The organism is Sphingomonas asaccharolytica NBRC 15499 (genome assembly GCF_001598355.1).
In the GTDB taxonomy this organism is placed as follows: domain Bacteria; phylum Pseudomonadota; class Alphaproteobacteria; order Sphingomonadales; family Sphingomonadaceae; genus Sphingomonas; species Sphingomonas asaccharolytica.
Genome location: NZ_BCYU01000035.1, coordinates 14959 through 36027, shown reverse-complemented (window position 1 = coordinate 36027; position 21069 = coordinate 14959). Strand labels below are relative to the sequence as shown.

Below are 21069 nucleotides of genomic sequence, written 5' to 3'. Positions count from 1 at the left end.
CGTGGCGGGAATGGCGCAGACGGGGGCTTTTACTGCGGGCGCGCTAGAACCGGCGTGTCCGGCAAAGCCGAGACCTATAGCGGAACCGGCGCACACGCCGAGGAGGAGAACCGCGGAGCGGTCCAATACTATGAATGGCAATGGCATGGTGAACCCGTTAGTTCGAGTATGGTGTCCAGATACGCCTAGTTCGGCTAACAGGCAACAGTATTTAATTGAGATACGGCGATAATTACTTATAACAGTAGCAGACTATATTTAGGTCCCATCAACAAATTGACGTAATTGGGGCAGGCTAAATGTCTCATCCGCGTATTAGGCGTGATCTATCCGCGAAAGCGTGGCAAGAATCGGGCGGCAGTATTCGATCTCGTTACTATCGGTAGAATTTTTCAGCTGTTTTAGGGACCAGCTGACGATCCTTGCGACTAAAACACGGATCGTTTCGGCGGCGACACTTTGTCTCGCGATCATTCTCGCGACGAACCGAGCTGTAATGACGATGAGCCGTGCCTTCAGAGCGACGAAACGAAAGTCATTTGGGATTCGAGCGATTCTGATCGGGTCCCGGCCGCGAGTCGCGTCCAACCGTCAATCGCTTGCGCGTCGATTGCCTTGCCCCGGTCGCTGCGGCACCATCACGCGATCGACCGGAAAGGATTGCCGATGGCCCGCGTCATCATGCCGCTGCCGCATCGCGATTTCGATCCATCCGAGGTGGCGGTCAGTTGGCGCGTGCTCACCGATCGCGGACATGAGGTCCGTTTCGCGACGCCGGATGGTGGACCGGCACCGGCCGATCCCATCATGCTCGACGGTGTGGGGCTCGATCCTTGGAGCCGAGTGCCGGGACTACGCCGCGTCCGCCTGATCGGGCTGGTCCTGCGCGCCAATCGCGATGCGCGGCGTGCTTTTACCGAACTCGAACGCGACCCGCATTTCCACACGCCGCTGCGCTGGGATCAGGCCTCGGCCGGTGATTTCGATGGGCTGGTGCTGCCCGGCGGCCATCGGGCGCGCGGGATGCGCGACTATCTCGAAAGCGCGGTGCTGCAGCGGCTGGTGGTGGCCTTTTTCGATGCCGACAAGCCGGTCGGCGCGATCTGCCACGGCGTGTTGCTCGCCGCGCGCAGCCATCGCGACGATGGCAAGTCGGTGCTGTACGGCCGCCGCACGGCATCGTTGACCTGGGCGCAGGAGCGCGCCGCCAGCGCGCTCGCGCATGTCGGGCGCTGGTGGGATCGCGATTATTACCGCACCTATGTCGAGGAACCGGGCCAGCCTGAGGGCTATATGTCGGTCGAGGCCGAGGTGATGCGCGCGCTGGCTAGCCCTGGCGATTATGTCGACGTGCCACATGGCGCGCCGGATTTCCGGCGCAAGACGAGTGGGCTGGCGCGCGATACGATCGACGATGCCCGCCCTGCCTGGGTGGTGCGCGACGGCAAGTATGTCTCCGCGCGCTGGCCGGGCGACGCGCATACCTTTGCCGCGAATATCGCCGAATTGTTGGACTAGCCCGGGCGGGCCGCGCGCTGCTAGGCGGTTCCGGAGGAGCCGCGACGGATGAGTCAACCATTTCAATGGCCTGCGATCGCGCGATTGATCGGCGTTGCCCGCAGGTGCGCGCCGGGCTTGGCCATCTTGGCTGCAATCGCGATTCCCGGCCGGGGTGGTGCGGACGGCCCGACCGCCGCCTCGGGATTCGACGTCAGCGGCATGGACCGCAGCGTCGCCCCGGGGACCGACTTCTTCCGCTACGCCAATGGCGCCTGGGAGCGACGCACCGCGATTCCCGCCGACCGGTCGAGCATTGGCACGATTGGTCAGCTCGACGATCTCAGCCGGACCCGGGTCCATGCCATCCTCGACGAACTGGCACGCGATCGCGCGAGCCGCGCCGGCACCGCCTATCGCGCGTTCCGCGACCAGGATCGTATCGACCGGCTGGGCATGGCGTCGGCGAACGCTTGGCTCGCGAGGCTGCGGGCGGCCCGGTCGCCTGACGATTATTGGGCCGCTGCCGCACGGGCTGGCCGGCGCGGGGTCGATCTGCCGCTTGCCTTTGCGGTCGAGCCCGACGATCGCGATCCCGGCCATTATGCGCTCACCGTGTCGCAAGGCGTGCTCGGCATGCCCGATCGCGATTATTATACTTCCGACATCCCGGCGATGCGACAGGCGCGCGCCGCGTATCGCGATTACCTTATCCGGATGTTGAAGGTCGCGGGCGTCGCGGGACCTGACAGCACCGCGGACGCCGTGTTTCGCCTGGAGACGGCGATCGCGGCAAGCCAATGGTCGGCGGCCGATAGCCGCGACGCGGCGCGGACCTACAATCCCGTTGCCGTGTCGTCGCTCGATGCCGGGCGCTCCCGCTATCGCGTCGCCGCACTGGTGCGGGCGCTGGGCTATCGCACCGCGCGGATCATCGTGCGCCAGCCCGATGCCGTTGCCAGGACCTTGCGCCTGATCGATGCCGCGCCCGTCGCCACGATGCGTGCGATGCTGATCGTCCGCACGCTGCATCGTTATGCTGAAGTCCTGCCCGCGGAGCCACGCGGCGCCGATTTCGCTTTTTACGGTCACGTGATCGACGGTGTCGACACGCCGGAGCCGCGCTGGCGCCGGGCGATCGCCTTCGTCCTCGATGCAGTACCCGACGAGGTCAGCAAACTCTACGTCGCGCGTCATTTCGCGCCGGCGACGCGCACCGCCGCCGAGGCGATGGTGGGCAATTTGGTCGCGGCCTTTAACCGCCGGATCGACGCGCTCGACTGGATGACGCCGGAGACGAAAGTGCGCGCGCACCGCAAGCTTGCCGCGTTCCATGCCCAGATCGGCTATCCCGACCGCTGGCACGTTTATGCCGGCCTCACGATGCGCGACGGCGACGCGTTCGGCAACGCCATGCGCGCTGCCGAGTTTCGCCACGATTGGGAAGCGGCCAAGATCGGGCGAGCTATCTATCGCTGGGAATGGAGCGCGACGCCGATGACCGTCGACGCCTTCGCCAATTACCCCAAGGTCGCGATCACCTTTCCGGCCGCGATTCTGCAGCCACCCTTCTTCGATCCGGCGGTCGATCCCGCAGTCAATTATGGCGGCATAGGCGCGTCGATCGCGCACGAGATGACGCACCAGTTCGACGATCAAGGCGCCAAATATGACGAGCAGGGGCGGCTGGCATCGTGGTGGTCGGCGGCCGATCGTACCGCGTTCGCGAAACGCACCGCAGTGCTGGCCGCGCAATTCGACAAATACGAGCCGCTGCCCGCGCTTCACGTCAACGGTGCGCTGACCCTCGGGGAGAATATAGCCGACTTGGGCGGGCTGACGATCGCTTATAACGCGTATCGCGCCTCGCTGGGTGGGCGAGAGGCACCGGTGATCGCGGGCTTGACGGGCGACCAGCGTTTCTTCCTGGGCTGGGCGCAGATTTGGCGGCTGAAATATCGCGACGCCGACCTCAGGAGGCGGCTGCTGACCAACCCGCATGCTCCCGCCGCGCAACGCGTGTGGACCGCGCGCAACCTCGAGGCGTGGGTGCGTGCGTTCGGAGTCAGCGCCGCCGACCCGCTATATCTGGCGCCCGTCGATCGGGCGGCGATCTGGTAGCGACTCGGACAGACTCGAATCTCCCCGCTTTTTGGCCGCGCGGCCCCGCACGCTACCGTAATAGTATGGAAGCGACATCGGCCAACATCTTTCGATATCTCCGACGTATAAATCGTACCCATTTTGAGTTAGATTTACCAGAAGATAGTGATTGTCCGATACATACGTTATAAACTCAAGTTGCCTAGTGTGGTAATCAATGCCGGAAGTATAAAGCGTCAGCCGTGTGAGGGGGGCGTGGTGCAAGGGATTTTTGTAAGAGCGTCGGAATTTGCGCGCCAATTCGGCCATCTTAGTCAGGCCGGTAGGACAGTATTCGTCACGCATCATGGGCGCGAAACCCACGCTCTGCTCCCGATCGCGAATTATCACGAATTTATCGCCACCGCGAAAAGCGACGATCATGACTCGCTCTTTTCCAACCAGGAACTCGCCGACTGGCTGCCATTATTGCTCGTCGTCGTCGATGAAGAGCGCAATATCATCATGGCCAATCGCACCGCGCATGCGATGGCGCGCAAAGCGGAAGGGGCGCTTCCCGGGAGCGGCTTGTTCGATGCTTTTCCGGCGCTCAGGGAAACCATGTTCGAGAGCTATTGCAATCGGACCGAGCGCACGGGTGAGCCGTGTTCGTTCGAGCTGCCGGGTCTATTCGGGTCCGACACCTGGCACCGGATGGAGACGTTCCGGACGCACCAGGGTGTGGTGATGCTAGCGCGCGATATTACCGACGACGTGAAGGCCTATCGGCTGGCCGACACCAAGAAGGCGCTGATCGAAGCGATCCTGGCGCATGGTGGGATCGGCTATATCTGGTTCAATGTGCGCGGACGGATCGAGGAAGTCGACGCCGCGATGAGCGACCTGCTGCAGCTTCCCCGCGAGCGGCTGTCCAACGTCTCCGTCGTCGACCTCGTCCCGGTAGGGCAGCGCGTGATGCTGCGCGAAGCGATCGAGACCGTGCTGAGCCATGGCGGTACGCAACGGTTCGAAACCGAATTCCTGCGCAACGACGGCACCACTGTCCCGGCGGTCGGGGCGATCAAGGATCTGCGCGGCGTTTATGGCAGCGAAGGCGCGGTGATGGTGGTGACGCGCAAATAGACTTGGTTCGGGCGGCGCCAGCCCGCGCCGCCGCACCCGCTCAGATTTGCAGCGGCTTCCCCAACTCCTGGGACAGCGTCGCGAATTCGGCATGCGCGGCGCTTGGCACGCCGTACGGCATGACACGACGGCAACAGGCAGCCGACTCCCGGGCCATGTGCTGAACGACGCTAAGATGCAGATGCTGGTCGAACAGCAGTTCGGCGAAGCCGCTGTCGCTCCAGGCAGTGCTCGCCTTGATCGGCGCGAAGCCGTCGACGAACAGGGTGATCGGTCGTTCGATGCGGATCGTGAATCCAGCCCATAATCCGCAGCCGGCGACCGACAGTTCGAGCAGCAATATGTCGAGGCGGCACGATCGGAATTCGCGGATTTCGGCCGGCAGTTCGAGCCGATAGCTGAGCGGCCGCCAGGTATCGTCGCGCCGGAAGACTAAATTCGATCTACCCATTTCCTCCCCACCCCGGTCGCTATCCGACCAACACCGGCGTGCCGCACCGCACGCCATTCACCCACACGTCCGCCTGCCCGACATGAACTCCCAGCAGCGATGTCACCTGGCCGAACACACCGTCGAGCGGCGCGGCCGCCAGATTGAGCACCTGGCCGACCAATGCCGTCAGCGTGCCCAGGCCCAGGCCTAGCCCCAGCACGTTAACGTTGAGGTCGATCCGCGAAATCAGCGAGGACGCAACGCCTTGTAACAGGTCGTTGGTGCTGACCTGCTTCACCGTGTGGTTGGCAATATCGCTCGCCGAAAAGAACACGTCCTGTGGATCGGCGCCGCCCAGCTTGACGTCGGCGAAGCCGGACACGCTGGCGACCGGCGTGCGCAGCATCGTCACGCGATTGAGCGCCGGCGCGGCCTGGAAATTCCCCAGCGCGGCCGGATCGACATCGGCGATCGCCGCTTCGCCCAACGATGGCGTCACGGTCAACGTGACCGTCGCCTTGTTCGCCCCGCCGGAGCAGGACACGGTCTTCAGCTTCGCGCTGGCGGCAGCCAATTCGACAAAGATCGGGACCCTGAGCGAGGCGAGGCCGAGTTGCGGCGCGACCTGGGTGTCCAGATAGATTCGCGTTTGCGCCGTGCGGACCTCGACATCATGCGCCGAGGTGACCCTGAGCCAGGGCGAATTTGCCGGCCGCTCGCCGATCGCGATCCAGATCTTGGTCGAGGTGAGCCCCGGCACGGTGGCGCCGAGATCGGTGCTGATCTGATGCTGTCCGCCAAGCTCGAGCGTGCCGCGCAGCAAGGAGTAAGCGTCGACGGTGATCGGTCGCGACGGGTCGGACTGGGTATTCTCCGCAAGCGGCCCAAGGTCGATCAGCGACGATAATTTGGTCGAGGTTTGCGGCAGCCGATTGGCAATGGCGCTCAGCACCGACGACGCCTGGGCGTCGGTGACCGACGCGGCCATCGCGCGCGAAATCTGGGGCAAGGTAGCCTGCATGTTCAACAAGTCGCCGAAGGTCGCGGCCTGGACGTTGAGCTGCGAGCGCAGCGCCTCGCTGAATTTGAGGATGTCGATCTGCCCGCCGGCGAGTGCCTGATAGTCCATCGCGCTGAGTTGCAGGTCGGTGCCGGCGAGTTGCGACAGCATGGCGTTGGGCAGGCCGCCACTGACGCCGGCCAGCCGCGAGCCGATCGAGAAGGCGGCCAGGTCGATCCGGGCGGCGGTGCCCCATGCTTCGACCGGCACGGTCGGCTTGCCGAAAATCCGGGCGAAATAGAGCGGCACGTCGGCATGGACACGAACGCGCGCGGCGTTGGCACCATCGGCGCCCACGACGAATCGCGTGCTCGCCGCAATCGTCGAATCGTCGGTATAATGGCCCGGCTCGACGCTCATGATCGACAGTCCCGGCATCGAATTGGCGTTGCGCGCCGCGGCTGCGGCGTCGCTCGCATCATCGATATTGCTTGCCGCGGCCATCGCCGCCGCATCGGCGATCCCCTGAGCGTGGCGCTTGGCCAAATAGAGATTGGTTGCGTCGACCGCGAGCGAGGCGACCCCCAGGAAGGCGAGCAAGCCGCCGCCGAACATGATCGTGACGTTGCCGCTGGTCGAGGCGAGCAGGGAAGGTCTGGTGCGCATTCTTGCCCCCTCAAAAATTGGTCAGCCGCACGGCGGCGCTGCGCGAGAGGATCTTGTCGGGAATGGGTACGAACGGCAGCTTCATCACCGGCTGATCAGACATGTCGTAATTGACCGTGACGTTAAGCGTGGCGCCATCGTCCTGGATGCCGACCACCACCTTGCGCTGGTCGATTCCGTCATAATGCGACAGTGAGTCGGTGACCGTCTGACGCGCGGTCAGGGCGCGCTCGTCCTGCGACAGGCCCGACAGGCTGGCGCGCGCGCCTTCATTCGCGCTTTGCTGCAGGGCATTCGCACAACCCAGCCATTGTCCGTAGACGATGATGCCCATGATCAGCAGCATCAGCACTGGCAGGACCATCGCCATTTCCACCAGCGCCGCACCGCGTTCGTCATGAAGGAGCCGCCGGCGGCGGCTGCGGTAGCGAGGCAGGAAGGCGTCACGGCTCGTCATGACGACATGGTAGGCTGGGGCAGTGCCGAAATCGCTAGCGGCCGGCGTGGTGCGATTGCTCAAACTGCGCAGTTTTACGTCCGCTGACTGCCGCACCCGGGGCGCGCGCCGGGCGGCGGCGACAGCCGTTTTACCACTTCCTCGGCGAGCAGCGCGACTCCCGCTTGGGCGTCGGCGGCGAACACACTGGTCGATCCGCACCAGGTCGCGCTGCCCGCCGGTCCGATCGACCATGACAGCGCCAGCCTGGTATCCGAGCGGAGCCGGTCGACCTTCAATTCACCTCGTATTTCGCTGTTACGCAGGTGCTCGGGCAGATTTTGTTGGATCCTGCGCGACAAGTCGTCCGCTTCGCCTGCGGCGTCCGTAGAGGTCGTCGCGATCGATACGCGCGATGCCGGCGAGGGCGTCGTCGCCACCGCCGGACCAGCGTCCCCGGCGTCGGAGGACGCGACCGCGGTCGACACTTGGCCTTCGACCTGGCGCATCCCCAACGCGTCGCTGCGCACGCCGACCATCATGAGCTCGGTGATGACGAGCATCGACAGGCCCGATTGGGCGAATACCGGCGCCCCGGATCGCCACACCAGGATCAGCGAGGCGAAGGCGCCGAAGCACATCGGCGCCAGCCACATCATCGCCGGCGGCGTGCGTCCGACGATCAGCACCGCGGCGGCGACCAGGAACACTCCGACCGGCGCTAGTGCTGGCCAGGGGCTGGGAGGGCCCGGGGAGAATGTCGCCGTCGGTCGCATGCAAACCTTTTCGATGATGGGCGAGGGGTTTGCGCGCACGCATGTTGCACGACCGTTGACGCTGGCAGAAGGCCAAGTGCGCAATTTGCGCAGTTTTTGTCGTCGGATTGGGGAGGTCGTGCGACGACTGGTGACGTTTCGGTCGCGATTTAGCGTGCTGGACTCGCGGATAGCCGGCGTTCACCTACTCGCGGCAAGCGCTCTGTCGACAGATAAAGGGGCGCCCGTTGCCGGACGCCCCTCTCATTTTCGTCTCGATCGGAATGCCTAGAATTTCACTTCGGCGGTCATCGTGAAAGAGCGGCCCCGCGGATCGGCGACGCGCGGTTCCCACGAGCTGCCCGATCCGGTGTTCGAATCGTAGGTGATGGCGAACGGCGGATCGGTGTTGAAGATGTTCCTGACCCCGGCGGTCAGCGTCAGGTGATTGGCGAAGCTCTGCGACACCGATGCATTGTAGACGACATAGGCCTTCACCCGCGGGTTGAAGTCGGGACGCCCTGCGCTGCCCGGCAACGCCTGGTTCTGATAACCGTCGCGATAGATTTGCGAGAAGGTCAGCCCGAAACCATTGTTCGTATAGCTGATGAACGCATTGTGCTTCCACTTGAGGCCGAGGTCGCCGGACAGGCTGAAGACACCGAGCAGATCGGTATACTTCAGATTGGGCAGCAGCTTCTCCTTCTTCTCGAGCAGCAAGGTCCCGTCGAACCCGGCCGAGATCGCGCCGCCCAGGGCGTCGACGCTGCCGCGCGCCGAAAAATCGATGCCGCGCGTGCGGCGCGACCCGAAATTGCCCGTACGCAGATCTACCAGCGTGATGATGCCGTTCGGGTCGCGCTGGATGCGATCGCCGAATGCGCCGATGTTGGCGAGCAATTGCGGTATGGTGATCGTGCCGATGACATTATCCACCGATATCGACCAATAATCAGCCGAAAAGCTGAAACGTGACGTCGGCCGGAGCACCGTGCCGAAGCTATATTCCTTCGATGTTTCCGGGCCGAGGTTCACATTGCCGCCGCTCAGCGAATCAGGCGTGATCGGCGCGCAGGCTGGTTGCGGCCCCGCCGTTGTGCCTTGCGGGCAGCGCGTCGGGTCGACGAGCGTATTGCCCGGGTTTGGCGATTGGGTGACGCCATTGAAGATCTGGTTGAAGCTCGGCACGCGGAAGCCGGTATTGTAAGATCCGCGGAACATCAGCCACTCGACCGGTGTCAGTTTGGCGGTGAACTTCGGATTGAAGGTCGAGCCGAAGCCGGTGTAATCGTCGATGCGCCCCGCGGCCGACAGTTCGAGCATCTTGAAAACCGGGAACAGGATTTCACCGTACGCCGCCTTGACGTCACGGTTGACCTTGCTGAGCGCGTTGACGTTGTCGAACGCGACGTTGAAAATGTCAGGCGCCGAAGCGTCGGCCGCCGACGATCCGTTGAAACTGTAGCTTTCGCGCCGGTAATCCACACCTGCCGCGATCTTTACCATGCCGCCGGGCAAGCGGAACAACTCGCCCGAGATCGAGGCGTCGAACTGCCGCACCTCATATTTGCCGCCATAGAGCTTGACGCCCTTGGCCGATACCGCGTCGAGCGCGGCAAGCGCCTGCGGCGTCTGCTGCAGCGAGAACGGGTTGAGGATACCGCTGTTGAACAGCCCGACAATGCCGGGAGCGCTGGCGCCCGGGGCGGTCGGCGCGCGCGGATCGGGGCCGCCCAGCACCGCATTCGGGTCGCCATGCGCCTTGGCATAGGCGACCGCTGCGGCGCTCGCATAGACGCCGCGATAGCTGTAGCCGCTGCCCAGGATCGACGTCGCCCGGCTCGACGCATAGGAGGCGCCGGCGCGATAGTCCCAGCCAGGCGCGATCGGCCCGTCGATCCCGAGCGCGGCGCGGAATGTCTTGGTATTGGTGACATATTCGCGCGGCCCGCAATCGGTGCAGCGCCAGCGGAAGGCGATCGGCTTGCCGTAATTGCCCGCAACTGCCGGCAGGACCGACACGATGCTGTTATAGACCGCATTATAGGTCGGCGCCGTCAACGCATTGAGCGGATAGGCGATCGGCATCGTCGTATTGTTGGCACTGTATTGATTGTTCGAGAAAATCTTGTGCGAGGTCGCATCGGACCCCGTCACCTCAAGATAAATTTGATGTTCACCAAGCTTTCCGGTCGCGCGACCGTAATAGGTCAGCGTCTGGAGCGGCTGTTGCAGCGTCGCCGCGCGGCCGGTGTCCCACGAACAGGCAAGCGCGGCGCTGGGGGTGGCCCATAGCGCTGCATCGTAGTTCATTCCGCCATCGACGGAATCGCAACCGGCGCCGCCAGGTAGGCGCAGCGGATTTACGCCGCCCGTAGCCGGGACATTCGTTCCTGGAATGTTGAAGCCTGCGCCATTGCCCAGATAATTGGGATTTGGGATCGTACAAACACTCGCCACCGTCTTGTTGCACTGCGTCGCGTCGCCGAGCAGCGTCCCGCCTTGCGTGATGCCCACGTTGCTACCCGTCGGGTTGATCGGGAACGCTGTGGCGAAAGGCGTGCCGCGCGTGTCGATCGACAGGCCACGATTCGGCTGGTTGCCGTTGACGAAGTCGCGATCCGATCCGCGCAGGATGCTGTTCCAGCTCTTGCTCACCGCGCCCATCACGTTGAAGCCCTGCTGGTCGAGCTTGCCCCAGCCGACGGTGGCCGAAAGGCGATAGATCGGGCTGTCGCCTTGTTCGGTGATGTCGGTGAAGCCCTGGACGTCGATGCCGGTGAAATCGGTCTTGGTGATGAAGTTGATCACGCCGCCGATCGCGTCGGTGCCATAGATCGCCGAGGCGCCGTCCTTGAGCACTTCGACCCGGTCGATCGCGGCGAACGGAATCTGGTTCACGTCGACCGCCGAGCCCTGCAGACCATGCGCGGCGACGCGGCGGCCGTTGAGCAGGATCAGGGTCGACGCGCTGCCTTGGCCGCGCAGATTGGCGGCGGACAGACCGTTGGTGCCGCGCGCCGCACCGCTGACGACGTCGGAATTGGACGCGAGATTGTCGGCGCCGTTGCCGTTGCTGGCCAGGAACGAGATCAGCTGCTCGGGGCTGCTGATGCCTTCGCGGCTGAGATCCTTGGTAGTGATGATCTGCAGAGGTAGCGCGCTGCGGTTCGGGTCCTGCTTGATGCGCGACCCCGTGATGATGATTTCGTTGCTCTTGCCGGCCCTGTCGCCCTGATCGTCCGATACCGGCGACGCAGCCCCGGTCGGCGTCGCCGCGGGCGCGGTGGTCTGATCGCTATCGGTCGATTGAGCGAAGGCAGCATTCGGCAGCAGGCACAAGGCGGTAAGCGCCGTCCCCGACGCCAGCACCAGACGAAGCGAGTTCGATCCTGTCATGATATGGTCCCCCTGGACGCGCCCTTCCCGAGGCGCTTTCATTGGCGACATTAAGCATCAAAATGGACAGGTCTTGTCACCTTCCTTTTGCGCCAAGCGATGAAACCGGTTCCCTTTTTGTGTGCGGCAGGGGCAAAGCGTTGCGCGGTTGCAACACCGCAGCCATTGACGCGGCCCCGCGAGCATCGGACCGTGGCTCCAATGCCTGAGAGAGGATCGCCGATGCAGCATTTGATCAGCCGCAAGATCGGACGGCGTGCATGACGATAGGAGCGGCGGATGCCGGTGCGGCGGAACGCGCGGCGCTACGTCCCGGCTTCGGGCGGCTGGCGCTATACGCGTTGCTCGGCTTCTCTGCCGGATTGCCATTCTACATGTTCAATACCGTGTTGTTCCTGCGGCTCGCGCGGCACAATGTCGACATCGTCACGATCGGCTATTTCGCTTGGGTATCGCTGCTGCCGACGTTCAAATTCGCCTGGGCGCCTTTGCTCGACAAATACGACATGCCGGGGTTCGGCCGCTTCTGGGGGCGGCGGCGCGGCTGGATCATGGTGTCCCAGTTGGGCATCTTCTTGTCGACGATCGGGATGGCGTTCACCGCATCGGACAAGTGCCTGCCGCTGACAGCCTTGTTCGCATTGCTTCTCGCCTTCTGGACCAGCACGCTTGAGATCGCGGCGGACGGATGGCGCGTCGAACTGGCGCCGACGGCCGAAGAGCAGGGGCCGCTCGTCGCGGTCAACCAATGGGGTTATCGCATCTCGATGGTGGTGGCCGGCGGCGGCGCAATCTATGTCGCTGCGGTGTCCGACTGGACATTCGCCTATCTGGCCATTGGCGTCCTGGCGTTCCTGCCTTTCCCGCTACTGGCCGCGATGCGATCCGAGAGCGGGCGCGTCGACGGTCGGATCCCCGCGTTGCTGGCCGGTTTGCTGACCAGCGCGGTGGCGATCGCTGCGATAACCGCGGCGACCGCGGTGATTGGCTGGATATTATTGTCCGCGATCGGCTCGGTCGGGATCGATAATCCCGACATCATGAAATATTGGGTGGCCGGGCTCGGGCTGCTGCCGTTCCTGGTGCTCGGCGCGGCAGTGCCCTGGCTTCGCAAACTGCCCTGGCACGCGCCGCTGCGCCGATCGCTGGCGGTCGGGCCCTATGTCGACGTGGCGTGGCGATACGGCCTCGTCGTCATTCCGATCCTGTTGTTCATCTCGATCTATCGCACCGGCGATGTGATGGCGAACACGCTGTCGCACCCGATGTTCAATTTCCTGGGCTATGGGCTGAAGCAGATCAGCGCGGCCGATGGCGTCGTCGCTCTGGTGTCGGGGTTGCTCGGCGTGACCTTGGGCGGGCTGCTGGCGGCCCGGGTCTCGATGGGCTGGGCGCTGGTGATCGGCGGGGTGATGTCCGCGCTCAGCAACTGGATCTTCGCATGGCTCGCGCATCAGACGCCCGGCGGGCCGGTATTGTTCTCGCTGTTCGGCCTCGGCGTGACATCCGGCGACCTCGATCTTTATCTCGCCATGGCGGTCGATCAGTTCGGCCATGGGTTCGAAGGCGCGGTGTTCGTCGTCTACCTCTCGCTGCTGGTGAATCCGCGCTACCCGGCGGCGCAATATGCGCTGTTCTCCGGCCTCGCTTTCCTGATCCCCCGACTGCTCGCGGGACTGTCGGGAGTGTTCCAGAAAGCGATCGGCTATGACGGCTTCTTCATCATGGCGGGCACGATGAGCGTCGCGGTGCTGGTCCTGCTGCCGTTCATTGTCCGTGCGAAACCGCGGCCCGATGACGATCCCAACGCGACCGGAGCCGTGGCAGCATGATCGAACAGGCCTTCGCTCCCGCCGCCACCGCGGTCGCGGCGGGCAGGATTCCCGGCGCGACCCTGGGCGTGGTGGCAGCCGACGGGCAGCGCTGGGTGGCGCATGCCGGGATGGCCGCATTGCTGCCCGAGCCCGAGGTGCTGACGCTCGACCATTGGTTCGACCTCGCCTCGGTATCGAAAGTGATCGCTACGACGACGATGATCTTGCGCCTCGCCGATCAAGGCAGGCTCGATCTAGACCGGCCGCTGACCGATGCGATCCCCGATCTGCGCCAATACGATGTCGCCAACGCCGCCGAGCGCAAGCTCACCTTTCGCGACTGCCTGGCGCATCGCAGCTTCCTGCCGGCGGTCGAGCCGATCTACACCTATGGCGGCGACCCGGCGCGGTTACGCGCGTTCGTGCTGCAGCGCGAATGGCGGCACGGCCCGCCGGTCTATTCGGACATCAACTTCATCCTGTTGGGGATCGCGATCGAGCGGATCACCGGGCAGCCGCTCTCGGCCTGGCCGCTCGGCGCGGGACTGAGCTACGGCCCGCCGCCCGGTCCCGCAGTGGCTACCGAGCTCTGCCAGTGGCGTGGGCGCGTGCTCAAGGGCGAAGTGCACGACGAGAATTGCTTCGCGATGGGCGGAGAGACTGGCCACGCCGGGCTGTTCGGGACGGTGGCGGGCGTGCTCGATTTCGCGCAGGGGCTGCTCGACGGCAGCGGCGCCTCGCCGGCGATGATCGAGGCGATCCGTACGCCCTTCTACGAGCACCGCACCTGCGGCTGGGAACGGCGCTTCGATGGCTGGTCGGGCGGGCCGGCCTGCTCGGGCGAGACGATCGGGCATACCGGCTTCACCGGCACCGGGCTGTGGGTCGATTTTGAGCGCGGGATCGCCTGGACCTTGCTGACCAACCGCGTCCATCCGTCGCGGCACAGCGAGGCGGGGAAGAGCATCTTCGAGGTCAGGCCAGCGACCGGTGACGCGGTGATCGCCGCTTGGGACGCCCAACGCCAGCTTTGACATGGTGTCGGTCGATTGGCGTCAGTCCTGACCGTCGCAGGCATCCGCCCGGGCGAGCAGAAACGCTCTTTCGCGCAGGTTGCGGGTAAGCGCGGCGGCAGCCCCGAACGCCGACCGTGCTTCGACCAACCGGCCGGCCCGGAACAGGAAGTCGCCTCGCGCCGCCGGGAAGGGAGCATAATTGCGTAGCGCGTCGGCGTCGGCAATCTCGTCCACCAGCTTGAGGCCGGCGTCGGGTCCGAACGCCATGCTGTGGGCGATGGCGCGGTTGAGATCGACCACGGGCGAGGGCGTCACCACGCGCAGCCGGTCATAGAGCGCGGCGATACGGGGCCAGTCGGTATCGACCGCCCGGCGCGCGCGGGCGTGGCAGGCGGCGAGCGCGGCTTGCAGCACATAAGGCCCGCGACCACCCAGCGCCTCGGCGCGGGCGAGGGCGTCGAGCCCCCGCTGGATCAGCAACCCGTCCCAGCGCGACCGATCCTGCTCGGTGAGGGTCACGAAGGCGCCGTCCGGCCCGGTTCGCGCGCCGAGGCGCGACGCCTGGATCTCCATCAACGCCAGCAAGCCAAGCACTTCAGGTTCCTCGGGCAACAGCCCCGCCAGGATGCGGCCGAGCCGCTGTGCCTCGCGCGCCAGCGCCGGCCGGACCAAATCGTCACCCGCCGTCGCCGCATAGCCTTCGTTGAAGATGAGGTAGATGACCTCGAGCACCGACGACAGCCGCGCTGCTCGTTCGCCGCCGCGCGGCACGTCGAACGCCAGACCGGCCTGGGCGATCGCTTTCTTCGCACGGACGATACGCTGCGCGATCGTCGCCTCGCTGGACAGAAAGGCACGCGCGATCTCGTCGGTGGTCAGGCCGCCGACCACGCGCAAGGTAAGCGCGGCGCGCGCCTCACGCGACAGCATCGGGTGGCAGGCAGTGAAGATCAGCCCGAGCAATTCGTCGCCGAGATCGTCGTCGAGCGCGGCGTCGAGCGCCGCGGTCGCATCCTCGGCTTCCTCGTCCAGCGTTCGTGCGATTTCCTCATGCTTGCGATCGCGCATCTGGTCGTGCCGGATGGCGTCGATCGCACGCCGCTTGGCGACGGCCATCAGCCAGGCCCCCGGATTGGCCGGAACGCCGGTCTTCGGCCAATCGGACAGGGCAACGACCAGCGCTTCCTGCGCCAGCTCTTCGGCACGGTCGATGTCGCGCACCATCCGCGCCAGACCCGCGACCAGCCTGGCCCGTTCGATGCGAAAGGTCGCCTCGATCGCCCGATGGGTTTCGCCTGGGTGCGTCTCGCCTGCGGTCACGCCGCCCCTTGTCCGTCAGGGGCGGCGGCGACGCAAGCGGCCGATCGGTCAGTCGGTGGGTGGGGCGTTGACCGCCAATTGCGCGGCGAACGCGCGCTTGTACGCGGGGCGCGCTTCGCCGCGCGCGACATAAGCGGCCAGGGTTGGAAACTCATCGAGGATGCCCGACATTCTGAGCCGGAGCAGCACCGACACCATCAACAAGTCGCCCGCGCTGAAGCTGCTTTCGAGCCACTCGGCATCGCCCAGGCGATCGGCAAGCTGACGCAGCCGGGCGCGGATACGGTCGAACACCAGCGGCATCCGCTCCTGCGCCCAGGGCTTGTCGCCTTCCGCGAATTTGGCGGTCTGGAGGTCGAGGACCGGCGGCTCGACGCTGCTGAGCGCGGCGAACATCCAGGTGACCGCGCGCGCCCGGGCATCGGGGTCTGCCGGTAACAGGTTGGTGTGCCGCTCGGCGATATGGAAGACGATCGCGCCCGTCTCGAACAGCGTGAGGTCGCCATCCTCGAACGTGGGGATCTGGCCGAACGGATGCACGGCCAAATGCGCGGGTTGCTTCATCTCGGCGAAGGAAACGAACCGGACATCGTACGGCAGTTCCGCTTCCTCGAGCGCCCAGCGAACGCGGGTGTCGCGCGCCAGCCCCTTGCCGCCGTCGGGCGACCGTTCGAACGCGGTGATGGTGATGGTCATCGTCAGTCTCCGATGGTGGCATGGCGCGTCGACATATTGGTCGTCAGCACCGCAGAGTTGCGGCTTGCGGAGGGGATGTGCCCCTCCGGCCGGGGTCGATCAGGCGACGCCGAGCTTGCCGCGGTCGCCGCCGCGCGGATTGGCGAGCTCCTCGGGCGTCACGAAGTCGGCCAGGTCGGCTGCTTCGTAGAACGGCCGGAGCTCGACCACGCTGCCATCCATCATCGGGCAGCGCCTGGCCCAGGCCACGGCCTCGTCCAAGTCCTTGACGTCCCAGATCGCAAAGCCCGCGACCAGCTCGCGCGCCTCGGCGAACGGCCCGTCGATCACCGTATTGCCGGCGCCCTCATAAGCGATGCGCTTGGAGTCGGCGCTGGGCTTGAGCCCGGCACCGGCGATGAAGACGCCGGCCTCGACCAGTTCCTCGGTGAACCGGTCCATCGCCGCGAACGCCTCGAGCATCTCGGGCGTGGGCGCCAGGCCCGTTTCGGTCTCCTTGGTGGATTTCACCAGCATCATGACACGCATCGTCAGTCTCCTTGCTCGAGCCGGCCCCAATTGGCGTCTCATCGGGACGACGAACGAGCTTGTCGGAAATCGACATGGCTTCGCAAATTTTTTTAATGGGCGATGCGTGGGGTCTGATCGGGCGCCGTTCGGGTCGGGGATTCCGACGATGCGATGGCCGTCATTTGAGCTAGGCGGACTTTGTGGAAATCCCGTCGGCGGAACTGGCCTGCGCGCCACAGCAACGGTCTACGCCCAGCAGGAATGAACGTAAGCTCGATTGTCGACATTCGTGCATCAGCGCATATGTGCGGCCCGTTTGATGAAGGGGCTTCTCATGAACCTTGTTGTACGATCGTCCGTCATCTCGCTGTTGGCCCTGGGCGCGCCAGCTTCCGCGGACATCACGGGAAATTATGTCGGTCTCAACAACGCCATGACCCTGAAAATCGAAGTCGCCTCGAATGGCGATGTGCGAGGGGCCACTTCCAATCCGAACAGCTATTTCATCACGCATGACGGTCACGGCTATATCATTCAGGCCAGTTTCAACGGTCCGGCGGTAATGCGCGTCGAGGACATGGCCACAGTGATGGCCGAACAGATGAAAAAGATGATGCCGAACTTGCCAGCGGACAAGGGCAAGGATGCGCCCGCGTGGCGACTGGTAAAGGGAGGCGTGGTAACGATCAGAGGTCGCCAGGGAATTGCATATTACAGCGGTAAAGAAACCAGCGGCGCTCCAATCGGCGAGCCCATCGTCGTGATCAGCACCGACCCCCAGCTGGCGCCACTCGGTGCTGCCATGGCGCATCAATTCGACATGTCGGTCGCGATGATGGGTCAGGTGCTCGGCGACTCGAACCCATTCAAGAACATGCAGGAAATTCTGAAGACCGGGGCTCCTCTGGTATTCACCGGCATGCAACTCGATGCCATCAGCGAGGACACAATACCGGCCGCGCGCTTCGCATTGCCGGCACAGCCTCTCAAGCTGGAAGATGTAAGGAAAAACATGGGTGTTCCGGCGCAATGACGCCGGGTGCTACTCTTGATCTCTTGCCGGAGCGGTCCGACCGTTTCCCGTCGACGGCAGGCGTTCGCACTCGTCCCGACCGGCTACGCTAGGCATTGATTGTCGCGCGGCGTATGGACGACCCGTCGCCGACGTCCTCTTTTCAATTCTCCGCGGCGATCAGCTCCAGCGCGGCGTCCACTGCCTTGGTCGCCTCGACGCCTGGCGGGATGTCGTTGGCATAGGTCGAGAAGGTCAGCGTGCGGCCGCTCTTGGCGATCATATAGCCGGACAGGCCGGCCGAGGCGTTGAGCGTGCCGGTCTTGGCGAACAATTTATGGTCGAGCAGCGTGCCGCCGAAACGCTTCGCCAGCGTGCCGTCGACGCCGCCGACCGGCAGCGTCTCGCGCCAGGCCGCGCCCCAGGGCTGGGTCGCGATCCAGCGCAGCATGATCACCGCGCCGCGCGGGGCGACGCGATTGTAGCTCGACATGCCCGAGCCGTCGGAGAAATCGAACGCCGCGCGCGGTACGCCGGCCTTGGCGAGCATCGCGCGCACCGCGACCTGACCATCGGCGATCGATCCGCTGCCAGCGACCAGCGACGAGCGGCGCAGGAAGAGTTCGGCATGAAGATTCTGGCTGACCTTCATCGTCAGATGCATGTCGTCCATCAGCGGCGGCGGCGTCAGCTTGGCGAGCACCGGCGGCAGCGGCGGCCGCGCGGGCGGGGCGTTGCCGCGGATCGCGGGATCGTCGCTGGGCATCAGCGGGCGATGGCGGACGCCGACCGTGCCGGTGACCTTGACCCCGCGTGCCTTGAGCAGATTGGCGAAGCGCCAGGCGGCGTAGCGCGCCGGATCGTCGATCCCGACGCGCAATTTGTCGGGCTTGGCATCGGCGCCGATCGTGCCGGTCAGGCGAAGCTCATAGCCATTGGGCGCGCGATCGAACTCGACCGAATTCTTGCTGCCCGCGACGGTCATCAGGCGATTGTCGACCGTGTAATAAGCCGGCAGTTCGACCTTGGGCACCGCGCCGACCGCGCCCGGTGTCACGGTCACCGGCAATTCATTATCGTCCATCGTCAGCGCCGAGGTGGCGGTGCCGGAACGCGTCGGGATGTTGTTCCAGCTCATCCCCGGGCCCCAGCGCTCGTCGGGCAGGAGGGTGTCGTCGCCGATCACGTCGCCGACCACGCGGGTCTTTTGCGCGACCGCATCGGCGAGCGTCGTCAGGCAATCGACCGTGCAATCGTCGGCGCCCGACAGCCGTGCATCGCCATTGCCGATCAGCACGACTTCGCGCCCGTCGAGCCGTACCGCCGCGCCGCCGGTGGTGTCGGGCTGGGTGAGATCGCCCATCGTCGTCAGCGCGGTGGCGGTGGTGAACATCTTGGTGTTCGACGCCGGGATGAAGCGCGCGTCGGGATTGATCGCGACCACGTCACGGCCCTGATCGTCGACCACGACGATGCCGAAGCGCGTACCGGGTCCAGCCAGCTGCGCCAGCGTCGCCTCGACCCGCGTCGTCAGGTCCTTATCCTGCGCCGCGGCTGGAACCGCGATGGCGACCGCGGCGACAAGTGCCAGAACCTGTTTCGTCATCTATTGCGTCCCCCGATCAGGAAAATGCGAGCGGCGACGCCGCCCATTCGGCGCGTGCCCGCGCGATCAGTGTCTTCAGCGTCGCCGCTTGCCGCCGCCACGCACCCTCGGTTGCCCCGTTCCAGGTGTCGATAGTGTCGCGCAGCGCATCGATCGCGAAGTCGACGAACACATCATATTCGTCCTGGCGCAGCTCGCCGTAATTGCGGTGATTGAAGACGAGTTCGGCGACCTGGCTCCAGACCCATTTCCGGTCCTGGGCGAGCCCATGGAGCCATTGCAGCGTCTCGTCGGTCATTCGGACCGAGGTCGCGTCGACGTGCATGAAGATCGCGCGGCGCTCGGGGAAGCGGGCGAGGAAGCGGTCGAACAACAGCTCGCGCATTGCGGCCTCACGGCCGTCCAGCGCGAACAGGCTCGCTTCGATCAGGTCGGCGTCACTCATCGTCGGTCGAGCGATAGACGGCGTCGTCGAGCTCGCCTTCCCAGCGCGCGACAGTGGTCGCGACCGCGAGATTGGCGCAGGCGCTGGGTACCGTGCGGGTCATGTCGAGCAGGCGGTCGAACGGCAGGACGAAGCCAACGACGAGTGCGGTCTGTTCGGGCGGCACGCCGACCGCCGACAACACCGCGGCGAGCATGAACAGCGAAGCGGAGGGGACCGGCGCGGTGCCGAACGCGGCCAGCGATCCGGTCAGCAGCACGAGCAGATAGACCGACGCCGTCAGCGGCGTGCCGAACGCCTGAAGCGCGAACAGGCTGAGCAAGCCAACATACATCGCGGTGCCGTCCTTGCCGATGCTGGCGCCCAACGGCAGCACGGTCGAATAGACCGGGCGGCTGATGCCGAGATTGTCCTCCGACACGCGCATCGCGACCGGCAGGGTGGCCCCGCTCGACGCGGTCGAGAAAGCGACGACCAGCGCATCGACGATGCCGCGGAAGAACGGCAGCACCGGCAGCTTGGCGATGAGGCGCAGCAACAGGCTGTGCACCACCAGCATCTGGATCAGCGATCCCGCGACCACCGCGAGGGCAAGCCAGCCGACATGGACGAACACCGCCGTGCCATTGGCAGCGACAGCATTGGCGATCAGCGCGAACACGCCGAACGGGGTCGCTTCCATCACGATCGTGACGACCTTGAGCAGCACTGCTGACGTCGCCTGGAGGAACGTGGCGAAGGGCTTGCCGGCGTCGCCGGTCAGCACCGTGCCGACCCCGAACAGAATCGCCACGAAGATGAGCGCGAGCATATCGCCCTTGGCCAAAGCGTCGACGATGTTGAGCGGAATGATGCCGATCAATTGGTCATAAGGCGTAACCGCCACGCCCAGCGCGTGCGGCGCGGCGGTGCCGAGCGGCGCGCCGGCGCCGGGTCGGATCACGGTCGCGACCAGCATGCCGACCGATACCGCGATCGCGGTGGTCGCGGCGAACAGTCCGATCGTCCGCGCGCCCAGGCTGCCGAGCTTTTTGGGATCGGCCAGGCTGGTGATGCCGGCGGCGATCGTCACCAGCACGATCGGCGCGACCAGCATGCGGATCGCGCGGACGAACAGGTCGCCGATGAACTGGACGTACGGTGCGCCTGCCGGCCAGACGAGCGCGAAGATCACGCCGAGAATCAGCGCACCGACGACGCGCTGCCACAAGGGGATGGCGAACCAGAAGCGCATCGCCG

General features: G+C 65.2%; 17 protein-coding genes. 6 read left to right on the top strand and 11 right to left on the bottom strand.

Annotated elements, in window-relative coordinates; genetic code table 11:
* Positions 1-666 precede the first annotated feature (666 nt).
* The 3 genes from SAS01S_RS11300 to SAS01S_RS11290 all read left to right on the top strand — a co-directional run bounded on the left by SAS01S_RS11300 (position 667) and on the right by SAS01S_RS11290 (position 4722).
* Positions 667-1518: a type 1 glutamine amidotransferase domain-containing protein gene (locus tag SAS01S_RS11300; RefSeq protein ID WP_066807963.1), complete on the top strand. Its 852-nt coding sequence runs from the start codon at positions 667-669 to the stop codon at positions 1516-1518.
* 48 nt (positions 1519-1566) lie between these two features.
* Entirely contained in the window at positions 1567-3618 is a 2052-nt protein-coding gene (locus SAS01S_RS11295) for a M13 family metallopeptidase (RefSeq protein WP_084238849.1), read from the top strand.
* Positions 3619-3858: 240 nt separating this feature from the next.
* Positions 3859-4722 carry a PAS domain-containing protein gene (locus tag SAS01S_RS11290; RefSeq protein WP_157082777.1) on the top strand — a complete coding sequence of 288 codons (864 nt, stop codon included), beginning with the start codon at positions 3859-3861 and terminating at the stop codon, positions 4720-4722.
* A gap of 40 nt (positions 4723-4762) precedes the next feature.
* On the opposite strand, the gene SAS01S_RS11285 is transcribed toward SAS01S_RS11290, so the two are convergent.
* From SAS01S_RS11285 to SAS01S_RS11265, 5 genes are all read right to left on the bottom strand, one after another.
* On the bottom strand, positions 4763-5173 hold the full coding sequence (locus tag SAS01S_RS11285) for a hypothetical protein (RefSeq protein ID WP_066807944.1): 411 nt from the start codon (positions 5171-5173) through the stop codon (positions 4763-4765).
* Between the two features lie 19 nt (positions 5174-5192).
* Positions 5193-6821 (bottom strand): TadG family pilus assembly protein, encoded by a 1629-nt coding sequence (locus SAS01S_RS11280; protein WP_066807942.1) that lies wholly within the window; start codon positions 6819-6821, stop codon positions 5193-5195.
* A 10-nt stretch (positions 6822-6831) separates the two neighbouring features.
* The gene (locus SAS01S_RS11275) at positions 6832-7278 is read right to left on the bottom strand and encodes a TadE/TadG family type IV pilus assembly protein (protein ID WP_066807940.1); all 447 of its coding nucleotides are present in this window, start codon (positions 7276-7278) and stop codon (positions 6832-6834) included.
* A gap of 74 nt (positions 7279-7352) precedes the next feature.
* Complete coding sequence (locus tag SAS01S_RS22805; RefSeq protein ID WP_169804946.1) at positions 7353-8033, bottom strand: hypothetical protein; 681 nt, start codon at positions 8031-8033, stop codon at positions 7353-7355.
* 267 nt (positions 8034-8300) lie between these two features.
* Complete coding sequence (locus tag SAS01S_RS11265) at positions 8301-11411, bottom strand: TonB-dependent receptor domain-containing protein (RefSeq protein WP_084238859.1); 3111 nt, start codon at positions 11409-11411, stop codon at positions 8301-8303.
* A gap of 260 nt (positions 11412-11671) precedes the next feature.
* Between SAS01S_RS11265 and SAS01S_RS11260 the strand changes: the two genes are divergently transcribed.
* Both SAS01S_RS11260 and SAS01S_RS11255 read left to right on the top strand, forming a co-directional pair.
* Complete coding sequence (locus tag SAS01S_RS11260) at positions 11672-13243, top strand: MFS transporter (protein WP_245656855.1); 1572 nt, start codon at positions 11672-11674, stop codon at positions 13241-13243.
* Positions 13240-14259, top strand: a complete 1020-nt coding sequence (locus SAS01S_RS11255; protein ID WP_066807935.1) for a serine hydrolase domain-containing protein — start codon at positions 13240-13242, stop codon at positions 14257-14259. Before SAS01S_RS11260 ends, SAS01S_RS11255 begins: the two co-directional genes overlap by 4 nt.
* A gap of 21 nt (positions 14260-14280) precedes the next feature.
* Here SAS01S_RS11255 and SAS01S_RS11250 read toward each other — a convergent pair whose 3' ends face one another.
* The 3 genes from SAS01S_RS11250 to SAS01S_RS11240 form a co-directional block, all read right to left on the bottom strand.
* On the bottom strand, positions 14281-15561 hold the full coding sequence (locus SAS01S_RS11250) for an RNA polymerase sigma factor (RefSeq protein ID WP_066807933.1): 1281 nt from the start codon (positions 15559-15561) through the stop codon (positions 14281-14283).
* Positions 15562-15609: 48 nt separating this feature from the next.
* Entirely contained in the window at positions 15610-16257 is a 648-nt protein-coding gene (locus SAS01S_RS11245) for a glutathione S-transferase family protein (protein WP_066807931.1), read from the bottom strand.
* A 99-nt stretch (positions 16258-16356) separates the two neighbouring features.
* The gene (locus tag SAS01S_RS11240) at positions 16357-16785 is read right to left on the bottom strand and encodes a YciI family protein (protein WP_066807930.1); all 429 of its coding nucleotides are present in this window, start codon (positions 16783-16785) and stop codon (positions 16357-16359) included.
* A 316-nt stretch (positions 16786-17101) separates the two neighbouring features.
* Between SAS01S_RS11240 and SAS01S_RS11235 the strand changes: the two genes are divergently transcribed.
* Positions 17102-17800 (top strand): hypothetical protein, encoded by a 699-nt coding sequence (locus tag SAS01S_RS11235; RefSeq protein WP_066807929.1) that lies wholly within the window; start codon positions 17102-17104, stop codon positions 17798-17800.
* Positions 17801-17942: 142 nt separating this feature from the next.
* Here the strand turns inward: SAS01S_RS11235 and dacB are convergent, their stop codons facing one another.
* The 3 genes from dacB to SAS01S_RS11220 are packed head-to-tail and all read right to left on the bottom strand — an operon-like array spanning position 17943 to position 21064.
* Positions 17943-19385: a D-alanyl-D-alanine carboxypeptidase/D-alanyl-D-alanine endopeptidase gene (gene dacB / locus SAS01S_RS11230; RefSeq protein ID WP_066807928.1), complete on the bottom strand. Its 1443-nt coding sequence runs from the start codon at positions 19383-19385 to the stop codon at positions 17943-17945.
* Positions 19386-19401: 16 nt separating this feature from the next.
* On the bottom strand, positions 19402-19830 hold the full coding sequence (locus SAS01S_RS11225) for a globin family protein (protein ID WP_066807927.1): 429 nt from the start codon (positions 19828-19830) through the stop codon (positions 19402-19404).
* Positions 19823-21064 (bottom strand): dicarboxylate/amino acid:cation symporter, encoded by a 1242-nt coding sequence (locus SAS01S_RS11220; RefSeq protein WP_066807921.1) that lies wholly within the window; start codon positions 21062-21064, stop codon positions 19823-19825. The genes SAS01S_RS11225 and SAS01S_RS11220 overlap by 8 nt, the downstream gene beginning before the upstream one ends.
* Positions 21065-21069: the final 5 nt, after the last annotated feature.